The 20,743-nt window shown below is 73.9% G+C and carries 18 protein-coding genes; 14 read left to right on the top strand and 4 right to left on the bottom strand.

What is annotated here, in order from left to right:
- The first annotated feature begins 23 nt into the window (after positions 1-23).
- The 13 genes from CRP29_RS07835 to hpf all read left to right on the top strand — a co-directional run bounded on the left by CRP29_RS07835 (position 24) and on the right by hpf (position 15,232).
- A complete protein-coding gene (locus CRP29_RS07835) occupies positions 24-1,388 on the top strand; it encodes a phosphomannomutase/phosphoglucomutase (RefSeq protein WP_097194480.1) in 1,365 nt (454 codons plus the stop codon).
- A complete protein-coding gene (locus CRP29_RS07830; RefSeq protein ID WP_217991496.1) occupies positions 1,385-1,591 on the top strand; it encodes a Trm112 family protein in 207 nt (68 codons plus the stop codon). The genes CRP29_RS07835 and CRP29_RS07830 overlap by 4 nt, the downstream gene beginning before the upstream one ends.
- Positions 1,588-2,730, top strand: coding sequence for an SIS domain-containing protein (locus CRP29_RS07825; protein WP_097194479.1), 1,143 nt, complete (start codon positions 1,588-1,590; stop codon positions 2,728-2,730). Before CRP29_RS07830 ends, CRP29_RS07825 begins: the two co-directional genes overlap by 4 nt.
- A 63-nt stretch (positions 2,731-2,793) precedes the next feature.
- The gene (locus tag CRP29_RS07820; RefSeq protein ID WP_097194478.1) at positions 2,794-3,744 is read left to right on the top strand and encodes a DUF808 domain-containing protein; all 951 of its coding nucleotides are present in this window, start codon (positions 2,794-2,796) and stop codon (positions 3,742-3,744) included.
- 18 nt (positions 3,745-3,762) lie between these two features.
- Complete coding sequence (locus CRP29_RS07815; protein ID WP_097194477.1) at positions 3,763-5,562, top strand: glycerol-3-phosphate dehydrogenase/oxidase; 1,800 nt, start codon at positions 3,763-3,765, stop codon at positions 5,560-5,562.
- Positions 5,563-5,572: 10 nt separating this feature from the next.
- Entirely contained in the window at positions 5,573-6,748 is a 1,176-nt protein-coding gene (gene manA, locus CRP29_RS07810) for a mannose-6-phosphate isomerase, class I (protein ID WP_097194875.1), read from the top strand.
- Between the two features lie 91 nt (positions 6,749-6,839).
- Positions 6,840-7,751 carry a GmrSD restriction endonuclease domain-containing protein gene (locus tag CRP29_RS07805; protein ID WP_245852620.1) on the top strand — a complete coding sequence of 304 codons (912 nt, stop codon included), beginning with the start codon at positions 6,840-6,842 and terminating at the stop codon, positions 7,749-7,751.
- Positions 7,752-7,923: 172 nt separating this feature from the next.
- Positions 7,924-9,420, top strand: coding sequence for an adenosylhomocysteinase (gene ahcY, locus CRP29_RS07800; protein ID WP_097194475.1), 1,497 nt, complete (start codon positions 7,924-7,926; stop codon positions 9,418-9,420).
- Between the two features lie 91 nt (positions 9,421-9,511).
- Positions 9,512-10,219, top strand: a complete 708-nt coding sequence (gene mtrA / locus CRP29_RS07795) for an MtrAB system response regulator MtrA (RefSeq protein WP_281256787.1) — start codon at positions 9,512-9,514, stop codon at positions 10,217-10,219.
- Positions 10,220-10,229: 10 nt separating this feature from the next.
- The gene (mtrB, locus tag CRP29_RS07790) at positions 10,230-11,945 is read left to right on the top strand and encodes an MtrAB system histidine kinase MtrB (protein ID WP_097194473.1); all 1,716 of its coding nucleotides are present in this window, start codon (positions 10,230-10,232) and stop codon (positions 11,943-11,945) included.
- Positions 11,942-13,675, top strand: a complete 1,734-nt coding sequence (locus CRP29_RS07785; RefSeq protein WP_097194472.1) for an LpqB family beta-propeller domain-containing protein — start codon at positions 11,942-11,944, stop codon at positions 13,673-13,675. The genes mtrB and CRP29_RS07785 overlap by 4 nt, the downstream gene beginning before the upstream one ends.
- Positions 13,676-13,760: 85 nt before the next feature.
- A complete protein-coding gene (locus CRP29_RS07780; protein ID WP_097194471.1) occupies positions 13,761-14,498 on the top strand; it encodes a ComF family protein in 738 nt (245 codons plus the stop codon).
- A 41-nt stretch (positions 14,499-14,539) separates the two neighbouring features.
- Positions 14,540-15,232 carry a ribosome hibernation-promoting factor, HPF/YfiA family gene (gene hpf / locus CRP29_RS07775; protein ID WP_097194470.1) on the top strand — a complete coding sequence of 231 codons (693 nt, stop codon included), beginning with the start codon at positions 14,540-14,542 and terminating at the stop codon, positions 15,230-15,232.
- Positions 15,233-15,272: 40 nt separating this feature from the next.
- On the opposite strand, the gene CRP29_RS07770 is transcribed toward hpf, so the two are convergent.
- Entirely contained in the window at positions 15,273-15,821 is a 549-nt protein-coding gene (locus tag CRP29_RS07770; RefSeq protein ID WP_097194469.1) for a GNAT family N-acetyltransferase, read from the bottom strand.
- A gap of 10 nt (positions 15,822-15,831) precedes the next feature.
- Positions 15,832-16,224, bottom strand: coding sequence for a pyridoxamine 5'-phosphate oxidase family protein (locus CRP29_RS07765; RefSeq protein ID WP_097194468.1), 393 nt, complete (start codon positions 16,222-16,224; stop codon positions 15,832-15,834).
- Positions 16,225-16,306: 82 nt separating this feature from the next.
- On the opposite strand from CRP29_RS07765, the gene secA reads away from it, so the two are divergent.
- Positions 16,307-19,285 (top strand): preprotein translocase subunit SecA, encoded by a 2,979-nt coding sequence (secA, locus tag CRP29_RS07760; protein ID WP_097194467.1) that lies wholly within the window; start codon positions 16,307-16,309, stop codon positions 19,283-19,285.
- Between the two features lie 73 nt (positions 19,286-19,358).
- Here secA and CRP29_RS23550 read toward each other — a convergent pair whose 3' ends face one another.
- Both CRP29_RS23550 and CRP29_RS07750 read right to left on the bottom strand, forming a co-directional pair.
- Positions 19,359-19,925: an Rv3235 family protein gene (locus CRP29_RS23550; RefSeq protein ID WP_097194466.1), complete on the bottom strand. Its 567-nt coding sequence runs from the start codon at positions 19,923-19,925 to the stop codon at positions 19,359-19,361.
- A gap of 51 nt (positions 19,926-19,976) precedes the next feature.
- The gene (locus CRP29_RS07750; RefSeq protein ID WP_097194465.1) at positions 19,977-20,663 is read right to left on the bottom strand and encodes a LysM peptidoglycan-binding domain-containing protein; all 687 of its coding nucleotides are present in this window, start codon (positions 20,661-20,663) and stop codon (positions 19,977-19,979) included.
- Positions 20,664-20,743: the final 80 nt, after the last annotated feature.

The following is a 20,743-nucleotide window of genomic DNA, read 5'->3' as shown; positions in this document are numbered from 1 at the left end:
GTGGGCGCCGATAGGGTCTCGGCGTGGCTGACCTCTCATCGATCATCAAGGCCTACGACGTGCGGGGGATCGTCCCCGACCAGTGGGACGAGGCCGTCGCCCGGTCGATCGGCGCCGCGTTCGCCGAGTTCGTGCACGCCGACAGCGGGGCCACCTCGGTGGTCACCGCCCACGACATGCGCGACTCGTCGGTCCCGCTCTCGCGGGCCTTCGCCGAGGGCGTGATCAGCCGCGGTCTGGACGTCGTCGAGGCCGGTCTGGGCTCGACCGACATGCTCTACTTCGCGGCCGGCTCCCTGGGCATCCCGGGTGCGATGTTCACCGCCAGCCACAACCCGGCGCAGTACAACGGCATCAAGATGTGCCGGGCCGGCGCGGCCCCGATCGGGCAGGACTCCGGGCTCGCCCAGATCCGCGCCTCCGCCGAGGCCGACAGCTACGACCGCGTCCCGGGCCGGGTCGGCTCGGTGAGCCAGCGGGACGTCATCCACGAGTACGCCGCGCACCTGCGCGGCCTCGTCGACCTCTCGGGGATCCGGCCGCTCAAGGTGGTCGTCGACGCCGGCAACGGCATGGGCGGGCACACGGTGCCGGTGGTCCTGGCCGACCTGCCGCTGGACGTCGTCCCGATGTACTTCGAGCTGGACGGCTCCTTCCCGAACCACGAGGCGAACCCGCTGGACCCGGCCAACCTGGTCGACCTGCAGGCCGGCGTGCGCGAGCACGGCGCCGACATCGGCCTGGCCTTCGACGGCGACGCCGACCGCGTCTTCGTCATCGACGAGCGGGGCGAGCCGGTCAGCCCCTCGGCGATCACCGCCCTGGTCGCCGTCCGCGAGCTGGCCAAGGGCCGCGGGACGACGATCATCCACAACCTCATCACCTCGAAGGCCGTACCCGAGATCGTGCGCGAGCACGGCGGCGAGCCGGTGCGCACCCGGGTGGGCCACTCGTTCATCAAGGCCGAGATGGCCCGCACCGACGCCGTGTTCGGCGGGGAGCACTCGGCGCACTACTACTTCCGCGACTTCTGGCGCGCCGACACCGGCATGCTCGCGGCCATGCACGTGCTCGCCGCCCTCGGCGAGCAGGGCGGCACGCTCTCCGAGCTCACCGCCGCCTACTCGCGCTACGCCGCCTCGGGCGAGATCAACTCCACCGTGGACGACGCCGCGGCGCGGACGGCCGACGTGCGGGCGGCCTTCGCCGACCAGGAGGGCACGCGCATCGACGAGCTGGACGGGCTGACCGTCGAGCTGGCCGACGGTGCGTGGTTCAACCTGCGCGCGAGCAACACCGAGCCGCTGCTGCGGCTGAACGTGGAGGCGCCGGACGAGGCGCGGATGACCGAACTCACGAATCAGGTACTGGGGATGGTGCGGGCATGACGACGAACGCGACGACCGGTGGACCGCTGGGGCTGGACCCCGAGCTGCTGTCCATCCTGGCCTGTCCGGACACCCACCACAGCCCGCTGACCGTCGACGAGGCGGCCGGCGAGCTGCTGTGCACGACGTGCGACCGGGCCTTCCCGGTGCGCGACGGCATCCCCGTGCTGCTGCTGGACGAGGCGCGTCACCGCAACTCATGATCCCGCCCGAGCTCGCCGAGGAGGTCCTCGACGACCTCGAGGTCATGCGCGCACGGGATCCCCGCGGTCTGCTGCCGGCCGTGGCCGGAGCCGGTGCCCAGGTGCGGGAGACCGCGCGGCTGACCGCGGAGGCCGGCCTCGGGCGGGTCACCGGCGGGGGCCGGCCCCGGGGGCTGGTCATCGTGGCCCGTCGCGAGGGAGCGGTGGCCGCGTCGGTGCTGCGCGCGCTGCTCGGCGCCGGCAGCCCGGTGACCGTGGACGTCGTCCCCGGCCCGGCCCTGCCCGTGTGGACCGGGCCCAGCGACGTCGTCGTGGTCGCGACCCGCACCGGAGCCGGCAGCTATGCCGTCGGCCCCGCGTACGAGGCCGCCCGCCGCGGGGTGTCGCTGCTGGGCATCGGGGCGGAGGATGCCCCGCTGCACGCGGCCTGCTCGACCGGCCGCGCGCCGTACGTGGCCCTCCCGGCGAGCCGGGTGCGGCACACGACGCTGTGGTCGCTGCTGACCCCGATGCTCCTGCTGGCCGCCGAGCTCGGGCTGCTCCCGGGGGAGGTCGCCGATCCGGAGTCGATCGCGGCCGCGCTCGACGCGACCGCCGAGGAGTGCGGCCCCGCGAAGGAGACGTTCGCCAACCCGGCGAAGACACTGGCGCTGGAGCTGCTCGACGCGCTGCCGGTCATTGCCGCCGAGGGCCCGCTGGCCGGCGCGGCGGCGACCCGGATCGCCGACCAGCTCGCCACGCTCGCCGGCCTGCCCGCCGCCGGATTCCGGCTGCCCGACCAGCGCGTCGCGGCCTGCGCCGTCCTCGGTGGGCCGCTGGCGCCGCACGACGGCGTCGACTTCTTCCGCGACCGGGCCGACGACGCCGGCCGGCGGCTCCGGCTGCTCACCATCCGGGACTCCGCGGCCGGCGGCCACGACGGTGCCGGGGAGCGCGACCCGCGCTCGGCCGGCGAGGCGATGGACGAGGTGCTGCGCACCGCCGCGGCGCGCAACGTCCCGGTCAGCGCCCTGGCCGAGCAGGGCCAGGCGGCGTCCGCCGGCCGGCTGCCGCGGCTGGCCCGCCAGCTCGCCGTCGCCGACTTCACCGCCGTCTACCTCGCGCTGGCGCTGGACGCCGAGCGGGGCCGGCTGCCGTGACGGGTTCCGGGACGGCCTCATCATGGGTAGGGCGCACGTGCTGACCGACGGAAAGGACCTCCCGTGGCGGGTGGACTCGTAGCCCTGCTGGACGACGTGGCGGTGCTGGCCAAGGCCGCGGCCGCCTCTCTCGACGACATCGGTGCGGCGGCCGGGCGGGCCAGCATGAAGGCTGCCGGCGTCGTGGTGGACGACACGGCGGTGACGCCGCAGTACGTGCACGGGCTCAACGCCGAGCGCGAGCTGCCGATCATCCGCAAGATCGCGCTGGGCTCGCTGCGCAACAAGCTGCTGATCATCCTGCCGGCGATCCTGCTGCTCAGCGAGTTCCTGAACTTCCTGCTCACCCCGATCCTCATGGTCGGTGGCGCCTACCTCTGCTACGAGGGCGCGGAGAAGATCTGGCACCGGTTCAGCGGCCACGCCGAGGAGCACGCGACGGTGGAGGACGCGCTCCCGGACGAGAAGACGATCGTCTCCGGGGCCGTGCGCACCGACTTCATCCTGTCCGCGGAGATCATGGTCATCTCGCTCAACGAGGTGGCGAGCGAGGGCTTCGTCTCGCGGGCGGTCATCCTGGCCGTCGTCGCGGTCGGCATCACCGTGCTCGTCTACGGCGTCGTGGGACTCATCGTGAAGATGGACGACGTCGGCCTGAACCTGGCGCAACGGTCGGGCAAGCGCGTGGCCGCGATCGGGCGGAGCCTGGTCAAGGGGATGCCGAAGCTGCTCAGCGTGCTGACGGTGGTCGGCACCGCGGCCATGCTGTGGGTCGGCGGCCACATCATCCTGGTCGGCACCGACGAGCTCGGCCTGCACGCGATCTACGACGTCGTCCACCACCTCGAGGAGGCCGCGCACGACGCGACCGGGGCGCTCGGCGGGGTCGTGGGCTGGATCGTCAACACCATCGGCAGCGCGCTGCTGGGGCTGCTCATCGGTGCGCTCATCGTCGTCGTGATGACGCTCACCGTGCACCGGAAGAAGGCCGGGAGCGACGCAGCCGCCCACTGAGCGGGGGACAGTAGGGCCATGCACACGGGGACGACCGACCGCACGCTGCTCTCGCCCGCCCGCCGACGTGCCGACCGCGCGCGCCTCGAGCGCGAGGTCGTCGACGTGCTGGTCATCGGTGGCGGGGTCACCGGCGCCGGGGCCGCGCTCGACGCCGCCAGCCGCGGGCTGACGGTCGCGCTGCTGGAGGCCCGCGACTTCGCCGCGGGCACCTCGAGCCGCTCGAGCAAGCTCATCCACGGCGGGCTCCGCTACCTCGAGCAGTTCGCCTTCCCGCTGGTGCACGAGGCGCTGCAGGAGCGGGCCCGGCTGGTGCAGACGATCGCGCCGCACCTGGTGCGGCCGCTGCCGTTCCTGCTGCCGCTCACCGCGCCGGTCTGGCAGCGGGCCTACTTCGGCGCCGGGGTGGCGCTCTACGACGTCCTCGGTGCCGCGTTCACCGCGCACCGACCGATCCCGCGCCACCGGCACCTCTCCCGGACCGCGACCCTGGCGGCCTTCCCCGGGCTGCGCCGCGACGCCGTCCACGGCGCGATCCGCTACTGGGACGCGCAGGTGGACGACGCCCGCCACACCCTCGCCGTCGTCCGCACCGCCGCCGGGTACGGCGCCCGGGTGCTGTCCAGTGCGCGGGTCACCGGCCTGCTGCGAGAGGGGGACGGCGGGGCGGGTGGGGAGGACGCGGCGGTGGTCGGCGTGCACGCGGCCGACCTCACCGACGGCTCGTCGTTCACCGTGCGCGCCCGCAGCGTGATCGCGGCCACCGGCGTGTGGAGCGACGACATCGGCACGATGCTCGGGGACGCCGCGCCGAGCCTGCGGGTGCGCGCGTCCAAGGGCGTGCACCTCGTGGTGCCGCGGTCGGCGATCGACGGCGGTTCGCTCGCCGCCGCGGGCGGGACGCCGGACGGCCTCATCCTGCGGACGCCGACCAGCGTGCTGTTCGTCATCCCCTGGGGCGAGGAGTGGATCGTCGGCACCACCGACACGCCCTGGAAGCTCGACCGCGACCACCCCGCGGCCAGCAGCGCGGACATCGCCTACCTGCTGGACCAGGTGAACCGGGTGCTCACCCGCCCGGTGACGACCGACCAGATCCTCGGCGTCTACGCCGGCCTCCGGCCGCTGCTGGCCGGTGAGTCCGACGAGACCAGCCGGCTGTCCCGCGAGCACGCCGTCGTCACCCCCGTGCCGGGCCTGGTGCTGGTGGCCGGCGGCAAGTACACGACCTACCGCGTCATGGCCGAGGACGCCGTCGACGCCGCCGTCGAGGGGCTTCCCGGCGTGCCGCCGTCCCGCACCGCGCACCTGCCGCTGGTGGGGGCGCACCGCTGGACCGAGGTGCGCGACGGCGCCGTGGCCCTCGCCGCCGGCGCCGGGCTCCCCGAGGACGCGGTCGAGCGGCTGCTGCACCGGCACGGGGACCGGACCGTCGACGTGCTGGCCCTCGCGGCGGCCGATCCGGAGCTCGCCGAGCCGCTGCCGGGCGCACCGGACTACCTCGCCGTCGAGGTGGTGCACGCGGTCACCGCCGAGGGCGCGCTGCACCTCGACGACGTGCTCACCCGGCGCACCCGGATCTCCATCGAGACCGCGCACCGCGGCGTCGAGACCGCGCCGCGGGTGGCCGACCTGATGGCCCGTGAGCTCGGCTGGGACGAGGAGCGCACCGGCCGGGAGGTGGCGCACTACACCGCCCGCGTGGACGCCGAGCGCGAGTCGCAGCGCATGCCCGACGACCGCACGGCCGATGCCGCGCGGCTCGGCGCGCCCGACGTGCGCGCCGGAGTGGCACGCGCGGCGTGGGCGGGTCGTTAGCCTGGAGCCCATGTGGCAGCTTCAGAACGCGGTGCGTCACTACCCCTGGGGTTCGCACACGGTGATCCCGGAGCTGCTGGGGCTGCCCTCCCCGGCCGATGAGCCGCACGCCGAGCTCTGGATGGGCGCGCACCCCGACGAGCCCAGCGTGCGCTCCGACGGCGTCCCCCTGGACAAGGCCATCGCCGCGGAGCCCGAGCTGCTGCTCGGCCGCGAGGTCGTCGGCCGGTTCGGTGCCCGGCTGCCGTTCCTGATGAAGGTGCTCGCCGCCGACCAGCCGCTGTCGCTGCAGGCGCACCCCACGAACGAGCAGGCCGCGGCCGGGTTCGCCGCCGAGGAGGCCGCCGGCGTGCCGCGCGACTCCCCGACGCGCACGTTCAAGGACCGGTCGCACAAGCCGGAGATCCTGCTGGCGCTGACGCCGTTCGAGGCGCTCTGCGGCTTCCGGCCGGTCGAGGAGTCGCTGCACTGCCTGGCCAAGCTGCAGGTGCCCGAGCTGAAGCCGACGATCGCCGCACTGGCCCGTGGCGGCCTGCGCGCCGCGATCCCGCAGCTGATCGCGCTGTCCCCGGAGACCCGCGACGTGCTCGTGAGCGCCGTCGCCGAGGCCGCGTCCGGCTTCGTCGCCGCGCACGACCCGGAGTTCATCAACACCTACCGCTGGGCCGCCTCGCTGGCCGAGACCTACCCGGGCGACCCCGGCGTGGTCATCTCGCTCATGTGCAACCACCTCAAGCTGGAGCCCGGCGAGGCGGTGTTCATGCCGGCCGGCAACCTGCACGCCTACCTGTCCGGCGCCGGCGTCGAGGTCATGGCCAGCTCGGACAACGTGCTGCGCGGCGGCCTGACCGGCAAGCACGTCGACCTCGCGGCGCTGATCGAGGTGCTGGACTTCACCGACGGGCGGGTGCCCGTGCTGCACCCGGTCCTCGGGCCCGGCGGGCTGCGCTACCCGGTCCCGGTCGAGGACTTCGACCTCACCCGCTGCCAGCTCGACGACCAGGCCGGCACGCTCACCACCCGCGGCCCGCAGCTGCTGCTCTGCACCGAGGGCACCGCGGTGCTGTCGTCGGCCGAGGAGTCGCTGACGCTGCGCAAGGGGGAGTCGGCGTTCGTGCCGGCGGGGACGCCGGTCAGCGCCCGCGGCCCGGCGGTGCTCTACCGCTCCACCACCAACATCAGCTGAGGCTGCGCCGCGACCTGCGTGTCGCGGCACCGGGGGAGCGGCGGGCCTGCCTACGGTCCGGGCGCTGCTGTCTCGCCCTGGGGGAATGTCCGTGCCCGCTCGTCCGCTCGTCCGCACCCGACGGCTGGCGCGGGCGACGGTCGCTCCGCTGCTGGCGCTCGCCCTGCTCGGCGGCTGTGCGGTGGAGGCGACGTCCGGCGACGAGACGTCCGCCGAGGCTCCCGTCGAGGCGGCTGCCCCGTCCGACGGGCCGCCCGGCACCGCGCTCGCGGCCCTCGCGGAGCTGGCGGTCAAGGGCCGTGCGCCGCGCACGGGGTACGACCGGGACCTGTTCGGCAACGGCTGGGTGGACACCGACCGCAACGGCTGCGACACCCGCAACGACGTCCTCGCCCGCGACCTGACCGGCGAGACGTTCAAGCCGGGTACCCGCGACTGCGTCGTCCTCACCGGCTCGCTGGCCGATCCGTACTCGGGCCGCACGATCGCCTTCCAGCGCGGCGAGGGCACCAGCGAGGCCGTGCAGATCGACCACGTCGTCGCGCTCTCCGACGCCTGGCAGAAGGGCGCCCAGCAGTGGGACGCCGACGCGCGCGCCCGGTTCGCCAACGACCCGCTCAACCTGCTCGCCGTCGACGGCCCGCTGAACATGCAGAAGAGCGACGGCGACGCCGCCACCTGGCTGCCGCCGGCGACGTCGTTCCGCTGCACCTACGTCGCCCGCCAGGTGGCCGTGAAGGTCGGCTACGGGGTCTGGGTGACCCAGGCGGAGAAGGACGCCATGGCCACGGTGCTCAGCGCCTGCCCCGACGAGCCGCTGCCCGCCGGTGCGGTCGCCGCGGTGCCGCCGGCACCCGCCCCGGCGGTCCTCCCGGACGCGTCGGCGTCCTACGCGAACTGCGCCGAGGTGAAGGCGGCCGGGGCCGCGCCGATCCGCGTCGGCGACCCCGGGTTCTCGCCGTCGTTCGACGGCGACGGGGACGGCGTCGGCTGCGAGTCCTGACCCGCGCGGGTGGTCGCGGGGCGACGGGGTTGCATCCGCCGCCTATCCTGGGCAACGGCACGAGCCCCGCCGAAGCCTCGGCATGCTCGCTCTCCCCGGTTCCCGGGGATCGAAGCGACCCTGCATCCGACTGCACCGCCCGGCTCCGCGCCGGGCACACCCTGGAGCTTTCATGACCGCCAGCACTGGCACCCGCACGCTGACCACCCCCACCGGCGAGGCCGACTACAAGGTCGCCGATCTCTCCCTCGCCGGCTTCGGCCGCAAGGAGATCCAGCTCGCCGAGCACGAGATGCCCGGCCTCATGGCGCTGCGCGCCGAGTACGGCGACGCCCAGCCCCTGGCCGGCGCCCGCATCGCCGGCTCGCTGCACATGACGATCCAGACCGCCGTCCTCATCGAGACGCTGACCGCGCTCGGCGCCGACGTCCGCTGGGTCTCCTGCAACATCTTCTCCACCCAGGACCACGCCGCCGCGGCCATCGCCGTCGGCGACGGCACCCCCGAGCAGCCGAACGGCGTCCCCGTCTTCGCCTGGAAGGGCGAGACCCTCGAGGACTACTGGTGGTGCACCCAGCGCCTCTTCGAGTTCCGTGACTCCTCCGGTGCGGTCGTGGGCCCGAACATGGTGCTCGACGACGGCGGCGACGCCACCCTGCTGGTCCACCTCGGCACCCGCTTCGAGGCCGACGGCGTCGTCCCCGACACCACCGACGCGGACTCCGAGGAGTACGCGGTCATCCTCGACACCCTCCGCAGCACGATCGCCGAGGACAGCTCGTACTGGACCCGCATCGGCCAGGGCATCAAGGGCGTCACCGAGGAGACCACCACCGGCGTCATGCGGCTCTACGAGCTCGCCCGCGACGGCCGCCTGCTCTTCCCGGCGATCAACGTCAACGACTCGGTCACCAAGAGCAAGTTCGACAACCTCTACGGCGTCCGGCACTCGCTGATCGACGGCATCAACCGCGCGACCGACGTGATGATCGGCGGCAAGGTCGCCGTCGTCTGCGGCTACGGCGACGTCGGCAAGGGATCCGCGGAGTCGCTCCGCGGCCAGGGCGCCCGCGTGATCGTCACCGAGATCGACCCCATCTGCGCGCTGCAGGCCGCGATGGAGGGCTACGAGGTGACCACGCTGGACGAGGTGATCGGCAAGGCCGACATCATCATCACCACGACCGGCAACAAGGACATCATCACGGCCGAGCAGCTGGCCGCGACCAAGCACCAGGCGATCATCGGCAACATCGGTCACTTCGACAACGAGATCGACATCGCCGGCCTGGCGAAGACCCCGGGCGTCGTCCGGACCACGATCAAGCCGCAGGTCGACGAGTGGCGCTTCGCCGACGGCCACACGATCATCGTGCTCTCCGAGGGCCGGCTGCTGAACCTTGGCAACGCCACCGGGCACCCCAGCTTCGTCATGAGCGCCTCGTTCTCCAACCAGACGCTGGCGCAGATCGAGCTGTGGAACAACCGGGCCGCCTACGAGGGCAAGACCCCCACCGTGACCGTGCTCCCGAAGCACCTCGACGAGCACGTCGCCCGGATCCACCTGGACGCCCTCGGGGTCAAGCTGACCGAGCTCACCAAGGTGCAGGCCGACTACATCGGCGTGCCGGTCGAGGGTCCGTACAAGAGCGACCACTACCGCTACTGACCCGGTAGAGCACCCGGCTGCACCCCATCCGCCCCACCCGGGCGGGTGGGGTGCACCCATGTTCGGCGCCGGTCAGCGCAGAATGGTCGCCGTGCCACCCACCGCTCCGCAGAACGGGCCCAGCCGCGGCCGTGTCCTCGTCGTCGACGACGACGCCGCCCTCGCCGAGATGCTCGGCATCGTGCTGCGCCGGGAGGGCTACGAACCCGCCTTCGTCTCCGACGGCAACCGCGCTCTCGGGGTCTTCCAGCAGACCCGGCCGGACCTCGTCCTGCTGGACCTGATGCTGCCCGGCCGCAACGGCCTGCAGATCTGCCAGGACATCCGCACCCAGTCGACCGTCCCGATCGTGATGCTCACGGCCAAGGGCGACACGATCGACGTCGTCCAGGGGCTGGAGGCCGGCGCCGACGACTACGTCACCAAGCCGTTCAAGCCCGTCGAGCTGGTCGCCCGCGTGCGGGCGCAGCTGCGCCGCGGCGAGACCGGTCAGGCGGAGAGCCTGGCCATCGGCGACGTGCAGATCGACGTGCCCGCCCACCAGGTCAGCCGGGACGGCGTGCCGGTCGCGCTCACCCCGCTGGAGTTCGACCTGCTCGTGGCACTGGCCCGCAAGCCGCGCCAGGTGTTCACCCGCGAGCTGCTGCTCGAGCAGGTGTGGGGCTACCGGCACGCGGCGGACACCCGGCTGGTGAACGTCCACGTGCAGCGGCTGCGCGCCAAGATCGAGAAGGATCCCGAGCGGCCCGAGGTCGTCCTCACGGTGCGGGGTGTCGGCTACAAGGCCGGGCCTCCCTGACAATGGGTGCGTGACGGCCACCCGCACGCCTCCGGCGGACACCGGCACGTCCGGGCCGCCGGGGCCGCGGAGCCCCCGCGCGCAGGAGCTCGCGCGGCTCCGCCGTGGGTTGCGCCGGAGAGCCGGTGCCGCCCGCCGACGTGTCCGGTCGACGACCCGCCGCTGGGCGAGCCGCGCGGTGCACGCCTGGCGTTCCTCGCTGCAGGTCCGCATCGGCGCCATCACGATGGTCGTGGCCGGCACCGTGGTGATCATCGTGAGCCTCGTGCTGTTCAGCCAGATCCGCGACCAGCTGCTCTCGGTCAAGCGGCAGGCGGCGATCGACCAGGCCCAGTCCGGTGTCCTCGACGCGCAGAACGAGGTGGACGGCATCGCCACCGGCGACGCCTCGAGCGTGCGCGCAACCCTGGCCAGGACGGTCACCGCGCTGCAGCAGAGCGGTGGCGCGGCCGGTGACTTCGACGTCGTCATGATCTACCGGAGCGGGGACACGGAGGTCCCGGGAACCAGCCGGGCGTTCATCTACCAGGCGCTGCCCGCGGACCTCCGGGCCGACGTCGATGCCGGCAACCAGTCCTACCGGTACGCCGAGATCCCCGACGACACCGGTGAGCCCCGGGCGTCCCTGGTCATCGGGGCGCCGGTGCAGGGCGACACCGCCAGCACCGAGCAGATCGAGCTCTACTACGTGTTCCCGCTGACGCAGGAGGCCGAGAGCCTGGCGCTGATCCGGAGCACGGTGGTCATCAGCGGGCTGGCGCTCACCATGTTCGTCGTGGGCATCGGCGTCCTGGTGACCCGGCTGGTGGTCGATCCCGTGCGCCGCGCGGCCGGGACGGCGCAGCGGCTGGCCGAGGGCCAGCTCGAGGAGCGCATGATCGTGCGCGGCGAGGACGACCTCGCCCGGCTGGCGACGAGCTTCAACGCGATGGCCGACAGCCTCCAGCGGCAGATCACCCAGCTGGAGGGGCTCTCCCAGCTCCAGCAGCGGTTCACCTCGGACGTCTCGCACGAGCTGCGCACCCCGCTGACGACCGTGCAGATGGCCGCGGAGGTGCTGCACGAGGCGCGCGGGGACTTCGCGCCGCACGTCGCCCGCTCCGCGGAGCTGCTCAGCGCCGAACTGGACCGGTTCGAGCGCCTGCTCACCGACCTGCTCGAGATCAGCCGGTACGACGCCGGGGTCGCGACCCTGGAGGCCGAGTCGACGAACCTCGGAGCGCTGGTCGCCCGGGTCGCCGCCGGGATGTACTCCCTGGCGGAGCGGCACGGCTGCGAGCTCACCGTGGACCGGCCCGAGGAGGGGGTCTTCGCCGAGGTCGACGCCCGCCGGGTGGAGCGGATCCTGCGCAACCTCGTCGGCAACGCGATCGAGCACGGCGCCGGCCGGCCGGTGGAGATCACCCTCGCCGCCAACCGCACCGCGGCCGCGGTGACGGTGCGCGACCACGGCGTCGGCCTCAGCTCGGCGGACGCCCAGCACGTCTTCGACCGGTTCTGGCGGGCCGACCCGTCCCGGGTGCGGAGCGTCGGCGGCAGCGGTCTGGGGCTGTCCATCAGCCTCGAGGACGCCCGGCTGCACGGGGGCTGGCTGCAGGTGTGGGGGCAGCCCGGAGCCGGCGCACAGTTCCGCCTGACCCTGCCCCTGACCGACGGCGGCGAGCTGACCAGCTCCCCGCTGCCGCTGCGCCCGCTCGTCATCCGCAGCCCGGGGAGCCCGGCGTGAGGCGCCGGGCGGGCCTGCCGGCGCTGGCCGCCGTGCTGCTGGGGCTCTCGGCCTGCTCCATCGTGCCGACCAGCTCACCGACGGTGCAGATCACCCAGGCGCCGGACCGGCCGTCCCAGGGCGTGGGCATCGAGCCGCTGCCCCCGGCCCCGGGCGCGACCCCCGAGGAGATCGTGCGGGGGTTCGTCGACGCGGCGGCCAGCAGCGTCCGGGAGCGTCCCGTGGCGAAGCAGTACCTCACCCCCGACGCGGCGGACGCGTGGTCCGACGCCGGCGCCATCACGATCATCAGCCCCGGCTACGCGACGGTCGCGACCGAGGCCGGCTCGGTCGGGATGACCGCCGAGCTCGTCGGCACCGTCGACACCCGCGGAAGCTTCACCGTCGCCGGGGACGACGACTTCACCTACGTGTTCCCGCTGGCCGAGGTGGACGGCGAGTGGCGGATCACAGACCCGCCGGACGGGCTGGTCATCCTCGAGACGGACTTCGAGCGGCTCTACGACCCCGTCGATGCCTACTTCCTCGACCCCACCCTCCAAGAGCTCGTGCCCGATCCCCGCTACCTGATCAGGGGCGAGGCGCAGCCCACGGCGGTGGTGGAGCGGCTGATCGAGGGTCCGTCGTCCGGGCTGGCCTCCGGGGTGCGCAACCCGCTCCTCGGCGCGCAGCTGGCGCGCCGGATCACCGTCGAGGACCAGACCGCCCAGGTCGACCTGACCAACGTGGTGCTCGACCCGAGCGCACCGCTGGAGGAGCTCTGCGCCCAGCTGGTGTGGAGCCTCAGCCAGCTGGACGGCCAGGGCATCCGCTCGGTGGCGATCAGCGTCGACGGCGAGCCGCTGGAGCTCGACGGCGTTCCCCCGCAGCAGACGACCGACGACTGGCCCGCCTTCGACCCCGATGCCGCCTCGCTGGAGACCGTGGGCCACTACGTCGACGGATCCGGCGCCCTGCGCACCGTTGCCACCGGGGACCCCGCGCCGGGACCGGCCGGGTCCCCGGGGTACGGCCTCTCGTCGGCCGCGGTCAAGGCCGACGTCCGGGACGGCAGCCTCACCTCCGTGGTCGGTGTGCGCCCGGAGCCGGACGGCGCGACGCTGCTGACCGGGCGCTACGGCCAGGAGCTCACCCCGCTGCTGCGCGGAGCGACCTTCAGCGCACCGACCGTGGCCGCGACCCGCTCCGAGGCCTGGGTCGTCCTCGACGGGAACCAGATCCTCCGCGTCCAGCCCGGGGTCCCGGCGCAGGCGATCAGCGCACCCACGCTGGGCAATCTCGGCCGGGCGCAGGTCATCGAGCTGTCCCCGGACGGCACGCGCGTCGCCATGGTCGTGGCCGGCCCGCTGGGGCCGCCCACGCTGCACGTGGGCACCGTGGTGCGCTCCGAGGACGAGGGCGGCGTGGTGGCCGTCCGCGACCTCCCCGAGGTGGCTCCCTCGCTCTCGCGGGTCGTCGACGTGGGGTGGCGCTCCAACGGCCAGCTGTGGGTGCTGGCCGGCGAGCCGGGGGAGGAGATGCCGTACTCGGTCGGCGTCGACGGCTGGGGGCTCACCACGCTCCGCACCTCGGGCCTGCCGGGCCCGCCCACGTCGCTCGGGGCTGCCCCCGGCCGCCAGCCGCTGGTCGTGGCCGGCGGCACGCTCTGGCAGTGGTCCAACGGCACCTGGCTGACCATCGTGCGCGGCCAGGAACCGCTGCAGGGATCGGCGCCCTTCTACCCGCTCTGAGCCTGCGCACCGGCCGGCCGGGGCCGCCGTCCACAGATCGTCCGCCGGGACGCCGCAGCGGGTGCCGAGGCGGCAGGGTGGACGGGTGGGCGGTGCCGCGTGGTCCGCGCTGACCGACCTGGTGCTGCCGCGCACCTGTGCGGGCTGCGGCCTGCCCGGTCCCTCGCTCTGCCGCCGCTGCGCCGCGTTGCTCGCCCGCCCGCACCTGGCCACGCCCCGCCGCTTCCCCGAGGGGTTCCCGCCCACGGTCGCCGCCGGCGCCTACGACGGGGCGGTGCGGCCGGCGGTGCTCGCCTTCAAGGAGCGCGGCCGGGCCGAGCTGGCCCGCCCGCTGGGGACGGCGCTGGCGCTGGCCGTGGCCGCGGTCCTGGCCGCCGTCCCCGGGCCGCCGCGGCAGGTGCTGCTCGTGCCGGTGCCGAGCTCCGCCGCCGCGCTGCGGGAACGGGGGCGGGACCACGTCCGGGAGCTCGCGGGCCGGGCCGTCCGCGAGCTGCGCGCCGCGGGGCTGCCCGCGGCGGAGGCCCGCCTGCTGCGCCGCCGCGGCCGGGTACGGGACTCCGCCGAGCTCTCGGCCGGGCAGCGGCGGGCCAACCTCGCCGGCACGTTCGCCCTCGCGCCGGGCGCGGGCGCCGTCGAGGGCCGGCTCGTCCTCGTCGACGACGTCGTCACCAGTGGCGCGACCCTCACCGAGGCCGGTTCGGTGCTCGCCGCGCTGGCCGGGCCGGGCGGTCCGCCGGTGCTCGCCGCGGTCGTCGCCGCGACCCCGCGGCAGCGGCGGACGGGATCGGCGGATCGACTGTCGGGACCGCGACGGAGCGACTAGCGTCGAAGCGACCCAACGCCGGATTTCTACCGGGAGGTCTCATGGAGATCGTCGTACGTGGTCGTAATGTCGAAGTCCCCGAGCACTACCGCCAGCTCGTCGAGGACAAGGTCGGGTCCACCGACCGGTTCGACCGGAAGCTGAAGATCCTGCGGATCGACGTGGAGCTCTTCCACGAGAAGAACCCCCGCCAGGCGGCCAGCGCCCAGCGCGTGGAGATCACCCTGCGCGGCAAGGGCCCCGTGGTCCGCGCCGAGGCCAACGGCGCCGACTTCTACGCCGCCCTGGACGTCGCGGTGACCAAGCTGGACGCCCGGTTGCGCCGTGCGGCCGACCGGCGCCGCGTCCACCACGGCCGGCGGACCCCCGCCAGCGTCCGGACGGCCGACAACGCCGCGCTGGGCCCGATCGTCGACGCCTCCTTCGGGGCCGACGTCCTGCCCGACCTGGACCAGGCCGGCGAGGCGCCCGCGACCGATCTGGACGAGCACCTGCCCGGGCAGATCGCCCGGGAGAAGGTCCATCCGGCGACACCGATGCACGTCGACCAGGCCCTCCACGAGATGGAGCTGGTCGGCCACGACTTCTACCTGTTCCAGTGCGCCGACACGGGTCAGCCGACGGTGGTCTACCGCCGGCACGCCTACGACTACGGGCTCATCCGGCTCGCCCCGGTGTCGCAGGACGGCGCGGCGGCCGAGCACGTCGCCGAGGCGCAGGCCGCCGGCGTCTGACCAGGGGAGGGGGTGCGCTCCGCGGTGCGCCCCCTCCCGCTCAGTCCTCGGGCAGCCGCCCGAAGAGCACCGCGTCCCCGCGGCTGCCGTCCCGGTAGTCCAGGCACGAGCGCACCACGCCCTCGCGGGTGAAGCCGGCCCGCACCGCGACCGCCTGCGAGGCGGTGTTGCCGACGTCGGCCATCAGGTGCACCCGCGGAGCGCCCAGCCCCAGGGCCCACTCGGCCAGGGCGTGCGCCGCCTCCGCCGCGAAACCGCGCCCCCGCCCCCAGGGGGCGAGCCAGTAGCCGACGGCGGGCCCGAGATGGCCGGGTGTCAGGTGCAGACCGGCCGATCCGACGAACTCCCCGTCGGCCTCCACCGCCGTGAGCAGCCCTCGGCCCTCGGCGCGCGCCGACACCGAGGTCTCGGTGACGAACTCGGCGGCGTCGGTCTCGGTGTAGGGGGACGGCACCCTCAGCCAGCGCTGGATGTCGGCGTCCTGGCAGGCGCGGTGCACCGCGGCGACGTCGTCGGCCCGGTAGGGGCGCAGCACCAGCCGCTCGGTGCGCACGACCTCGGTGGGCAGGTCGATCAGGGTGAGGTCCACCGCGGCATCCTCACGCGTTGCCGAGCACCCGGTCCACCGAGATCTCGATGACCACGCGGGCCGCGTTCTCCCGCGGCTGGCGGTAGCGCCGGGCGTAGCGCTCCACGGCGTCGGCCACCGAGGCGGCGTCGTCCTTCACCACCGCCGTCCCCTCGAGCGTCAGCCAGCGGGCGCCCTCGACCTGGCAGACGGCGACGCGGGCCTGCCCCGCGCGCACGTGCCGGACCTTCGCCGAGCCGCCCGAGGTGATCACCCGGGCGGTGGCGGTGGCGGGGTCGAAGGTGACCCCGACGGGGACGACGTGCGGGCTGCCGTCGGCGCGCAGCGTGGTCAGCGTCGCCAGGTGCCGCTCGGTCAGGAACTCGAGCGTGGCGGGGGCGAGGTCTGCGGGGTTCCTGGACACCCGCGGGAGGCTAGAGCAACGGAGCGGGCGGTTCGGACCGCGCAGGGGCCGCGTTCCCAGGTGGCACGCCTACGCTGGGGTCGTGGTGTTCCAGAAGATCCTCCGCGCCGGCGAGGGCAAGCAGGTCCGACGACTCTCCAAGATCGCGGACGCGGTCGAGTCACTGGCCGACGACTACGTCGATCTCAGCGACGCGGAGCTGCGGGCGCAGACCGACGAGTTCAAGGCTCGGTACGCCGACGGGGAGTCCCTCGACGCGCTGCTGCCCGAGGCGTTCGCCGTCGTCCGGGAGGCCGCGACCCGCACCCTGGGCCAGCGGCACTTCCGCGTGCAGCTCATGGGCGGCGCGGCGCTGCACCTCGGCAACATCGCCGAGATGAAGACCGGTGAGGGCAAGACCCTCACCGGCGTGCTGCCGGCCTACCTCAACGCCCTGACCGGCAAGGGCGTGCACGTGGTCACCACCAACGACTACCTCGCCTCCCGAGACGCCGAGTGGATGGGCCGGGTGCACCGGTTCCTGGGGCTCACGGTCGGCACGATCGTCTCCGGGCAGCCGCCGGTCACCCGTCGCGAGAAGTACGCCTGCGACATCACCTACGGCACGAACAACGAGTTCGGCTTCGACTACCTGCGCGACAACATGGCCTGGAGCAAGGCCGACCTGGTGCAGCGCGGCCACCACTTCGCGATCGTCGACGAGGTCGACTCGATCCTCATCGACGAGGCGCGCACCCCGCTGATCATCAGCGGCCCGGCCGAGACCAGCGCCAAGTGGTACGGCGAGTTCGCCCGCATCGTCCCGCTGATGAAGCGCGACGTGCACTACGAGGTCGAGGAGTCCAAGCGCACGGTCGCCGTCACGGAGGAGGGGGTGGAGTTCGTCGAGGACCAGCTCGGCATCGACAACCTCTACGAGGCGGTCAACACCCCGCTGATCGGCTACCTGAACAACGCGCTCAAGGCCAAGGAGTTGTTCAAGAAGGACCAGCAGTACATCGTCACGAACGGCGAGGTCCTCATCGTCGACGAGTTCACCGGTCGCGTGCTCTCCGGGCGCCGCTACAACGAGGGCATGCACCAGGCCATCGAGGCCAAGGAGAAGGTGAAGATCAAGGACGAGAACCAGACCCTCGCCACGATCACCCTCCAGAACTACTTCCGGCTCTACGAGAAGCTCTCCGGGATGACCGGCACGGCCCAGACCGAGGCCGCCGAGCTGCACCAGACCTACAAGCTGGGCGTCGTCCCCATCCCGACGAACCGGCCGATGGTCCGCGAGGACCGCGCCGACGTCATCTACAAGACGGAGACGGCGAAGTTCGACGCCGTCGTCGACGACATCGCCGACCGGCACGAGCACGGGCAGCCGGTCCTGGTCGGCACCGCGAGCGTCGAGAAGTCCGAGGTGCTGGCGAAATTCCTGCTGCGCCGGGGCATCCCGCACGAGGTGCTCAACGCCAAGAACCACGCCCGTGAGGCGGCGATCATCGCCATGGCCGGACGGGCGGGTTCGGTCACGGTGGCCACCAACATGGCCGGCCGAGGCACCGACATCCAGCTCGGCGGCAACGCCGAGTTCATCGCCGACGAGGTGCTGCGCGCCCGCGGGCTCTCCCCGGCGGAGACGCCGGAGGAGTACGAGGCGGCCTGGGACGACGCGCTCGAGTCCGCGCAGGCGCAGGTGAAGGCCGAGCACGAGGCGGTCGTCGAGGCCGGCGGCCTCTACGTGCTGGGCACCGAGCGGCACGAGAGCCGCCGCATCGACAACCAGCTCCGCGGCCGCTCCGGCCGGCAGGGCGACCCGGGGGAGTCGCGGTTCTACCTCTCCCTGGGCGACGACCTGATGCGCCGGTTCAACGGCCCGATGCTCGAGTCGATGATGACCACCCTCCGGGTGCCCGACGACCAGCCGATCGAGTCGAAGATGGTCAGCCGGGCGATCAAGTCCGCGCAGACCCAGGTGGAGCAGCAGAACTTCGAGGTCCGCAAGGACGTCCTCAAGTACGACGAGGTGCTCAACCGCCAGCGCACGGTCATCTACGACGAGCGCCGCAAGGTGCTCGAGGGCGCCGACCTGCACGAGCAGCTCCGCTCGATGGTCGACGACGTCGTCGCCGCCTACGTCGACGGCGCGACCGAGGCCGGCTACGCGGAGGACTGGGACCTCGACCAGCTCTGGACCGGGCTCAAGGCGCTCTACCCGGTCGGCGTCACCGTCGAGGAGGTCGTCGAGCGCCTGGGCGGTGGCGAGCAGGCGGAGCTCTCCGCCGAGGCGCTCAAGAGCGAAATGCTCGAGGACGTGGCCCGCGCCTACGAGGCGCGGGAGGCCGCGCTCGGCTCCGAGGTCATGCGCGAACTGGAGCGGCGGGTGCTGCTCAGCGTCATGGACCGCAAGTGGCGCGAGCACCTCTACGAGATGGACTACCTGCGGGCCGGCATCCACCTGCGCGCGATGGCCAACCGCGACCCGGTCGTGGAGTACCAGCGCGAGGGCTACGACATGTTCATCGCGATGCTCGACGGCATCAAGGAGGAGTCGGTCGGCTTCCTGTTCAACCTCGAGGTGAAGACCAAGGAGGAGCAGGACGCCGAGGCCAAGGCCAAGCAGGACGAGGCGGAGGCCAAGGCCCTCGCCGCGGCGCAGGAGGGGACGGCGCGGGTGCTGGCCCGCCAGGCCGCCGAGGCCAAGGCCGCCGAGGCCGCCCACGCCGGGCACACCCACGCGGGCGCGACGCCGGCGGCTGCTCCGACGGCGCGGCGTTCCGGCACCGCGCGGAAGGCCCAGCCGGCCGCCGCCTCCGCCGCTCCCGTCGTCAGCACGCCGTCCCCGTCGGGGACCGGGCCGGAGCTGCAGGTCAAGGGCCTGGACGAGGTTCGCCCGCCGGAGAACCTGACCTACTCCGCGCCGAGCCTGGACGCCTCGGCCAAGGACGCCGGCCGGGCCAAGGCCGCGAAGACGGCGACGGTCAGCGGCACCAAGGAGACCCCGCGCAACGCGCCCTGCCCCTGCGGCTCGGGCAAGAAGTACAAGCAGTGCCACGGGGCTGCGGGCGCCTGATCCGCTGACCTGACGACGCCCCGCCGACCTCCGGGTCCGCGGGGCGTCGTGCTGTCCGGGCTGCTCCTGGGGCTCAGCCGATCTGCAGGGCGGTGCAGCGCCAGCGACCGTCGATGCCCTCCAGCCGGGCGGCGACCGCGTGCGGGCGGCCACCCCGGTGGGCGACCGCGCTGACCTCGGCCACGCCGTCGACCGGCTCGCAGACGTGCACCGGGCCGACGAGGAGCGGAGCGGTGCCCTCGGTGCACCAGCGGGGCCGGCGGCCTCCGGCGAGCGCCGCGAAGACCCCGGGCGACGTGAGGGCCTGGAGCTGACCGATCGGCCGCCGGCCGGCCAGCACCTCGAGCGTGAGCGTCACCATCCGCCGCCCGGCCTCGCCCGCGGCGGGGAGATCGGCACGCACTGACCAGGTGGGCCCGAACTCGTCGTCCCGGAACGCGCCGCCGGTGAGCCGGGGACGCGGACCGGGCCGGTGCGGCGGCCGCGGCACGGCGACGCCGGGGACCACCAGGCGGACCGGCAGGCGCCGGTCCTGCAGCGGGGGTTGGGGCGTCGGCACGCGGACCAGCCGGAGGGACGGCGGCGCCGGGACGGACCGGGCGGCGGCGGCACCGGGGGACGGGTGGACGGGTGCGGTCATGGGGACTCCCGGGTCAGGGGCGGTCGGGGGAGGGTCGGAGGACGCGGCGCCTCACGGCGGCGGGCGAAGCACCTGTCCGGGCAGGAGGTGGTCCGGATCGGGCCCGATGACGTCGGCGTTCGCGGCCCACCAGGAGTGCGTGGCCCGGGCGATCTCGGCTGCCGACGGCGTCCGGCCGGACCCGTCGGACAGGCCTGCGGCGGCGATGTCCCACAGGCAGTCGCCGCGCACGACGACGTGGCTGCCGGCCGCGGGCGCGGCGAGCGCCTCGGGCCAGTCCGGGAGTCCGCCGGCCGGGGCGGCGGGCACCGGGGCGGGCCAGTCGGGGACGCCGGCCGGCGTCGGCCCGGCGGCGGCTGCCGGTGCGGTCGCGACCAGGAGCGTGGTGCCCGCGAGCGGACCGGTGAGACCGAGACCGAGGCCGAGCGCGAGGGCGGCTGCGCGACGTGCTGCGCCGGGCAGGACGACCCGCACCAGCACGAGAGAGACCCGACCGACCGCGCCGGGGAGCGCGGCCACGGCGGTGAGGACCAGACCGAGCGCTCCCCATCCCCACACGCCCCAGGCCAGCAGCCCGGCGGCGGCGGTCAGCACCGTCTCCGCGCCCGTGGTGTCCACCGTGTCCTGGGCGGCCAGCACCGCCGCGGTCATCTCCCGGAAGGGCGGCGTCAGCACGGCCAGCACTCCGGCGATGGCGGCCATGGCCATCGCCGTCCCGGTCAGTCGTCGGCCCGACATGTCGCTCCTCGCGCTCGGTGAGTGCTCACTAAAACAAGCAAATGCACGCAAACGCAAGTGAACGAGTTGATCTAGGCTGC

The organism is Blastococcus aggregatus, assembly GCF_900221005.1.
Taxonomy (GTDB): Bacteria; Actinomycetota; Actinomycetes; order Mycobacteriales; family Geodermatophilaceae; genus Blastococcus; species Blastococcus aggregatus.
The sequence above is the reverse complement of the archived record's forward strand: the minus strand, read 5'-3'. Positions and strand labels throughout refer to the sequence as shown.

Bases quoted from the DNA above. Each gene is read 5' to 3' on its own strand.
- CRP29_RS07815 (WP_097194477.1), top strand. From the start codon at position 3,763: ATGCACACGGGGACGACCGACCGCACGCTGCTCTCGCCCGCCCGCCGA.
- CRP29_RS07750 (WP_097194465.1), bottom strand. From the start codon at position 20,663: ATGTCGGGCCGACGACTGACCGGGACGGCGATGGCCATGGCCGCCATC.
- CRP29_RS07825 (WP_097194479.1), top strand. From the start codon at position 1,588: ATGATCCCGCCCGAGCTCGCCGAGGAGGTCCTCGACGACCTCGAGGTC.
- manA (WP_097194875.1), top strand. From the start codon at position 5,573: ATGTGGCAGCTTCAGAACGCGGTGCGTCACTACCCCTGGGGTTCGCAC.
- ahcY (WP_097194475.1), top strand. From the start codon at position 7,924: ATGACCGCCAGCACTGGCACCCGCACGCTGACCACCCCCACCGGCGAG.
- CRP29_RS07830 (WP_217991496.1), top strand. From the start codon at position 1,385: ATGACGACGAACGCGACGACCGGTGGACCGCTGGGGCTGGACCCCGAG.
- CRP29_RS23550 (WP_097194466.1), bottom strand. From the start codon at position 19,925: ATGACCGCACCCGTCCACCCGTCCCCCGGTGCCGCCGCCGCCCGGTCC.
- hpf (WP_097194470.1), top strand. From the start codon at position 14,540: ATGGAGATCGTCGTACGTGGTCGTAATGTCGAAGTCCCCGAGCACTAC.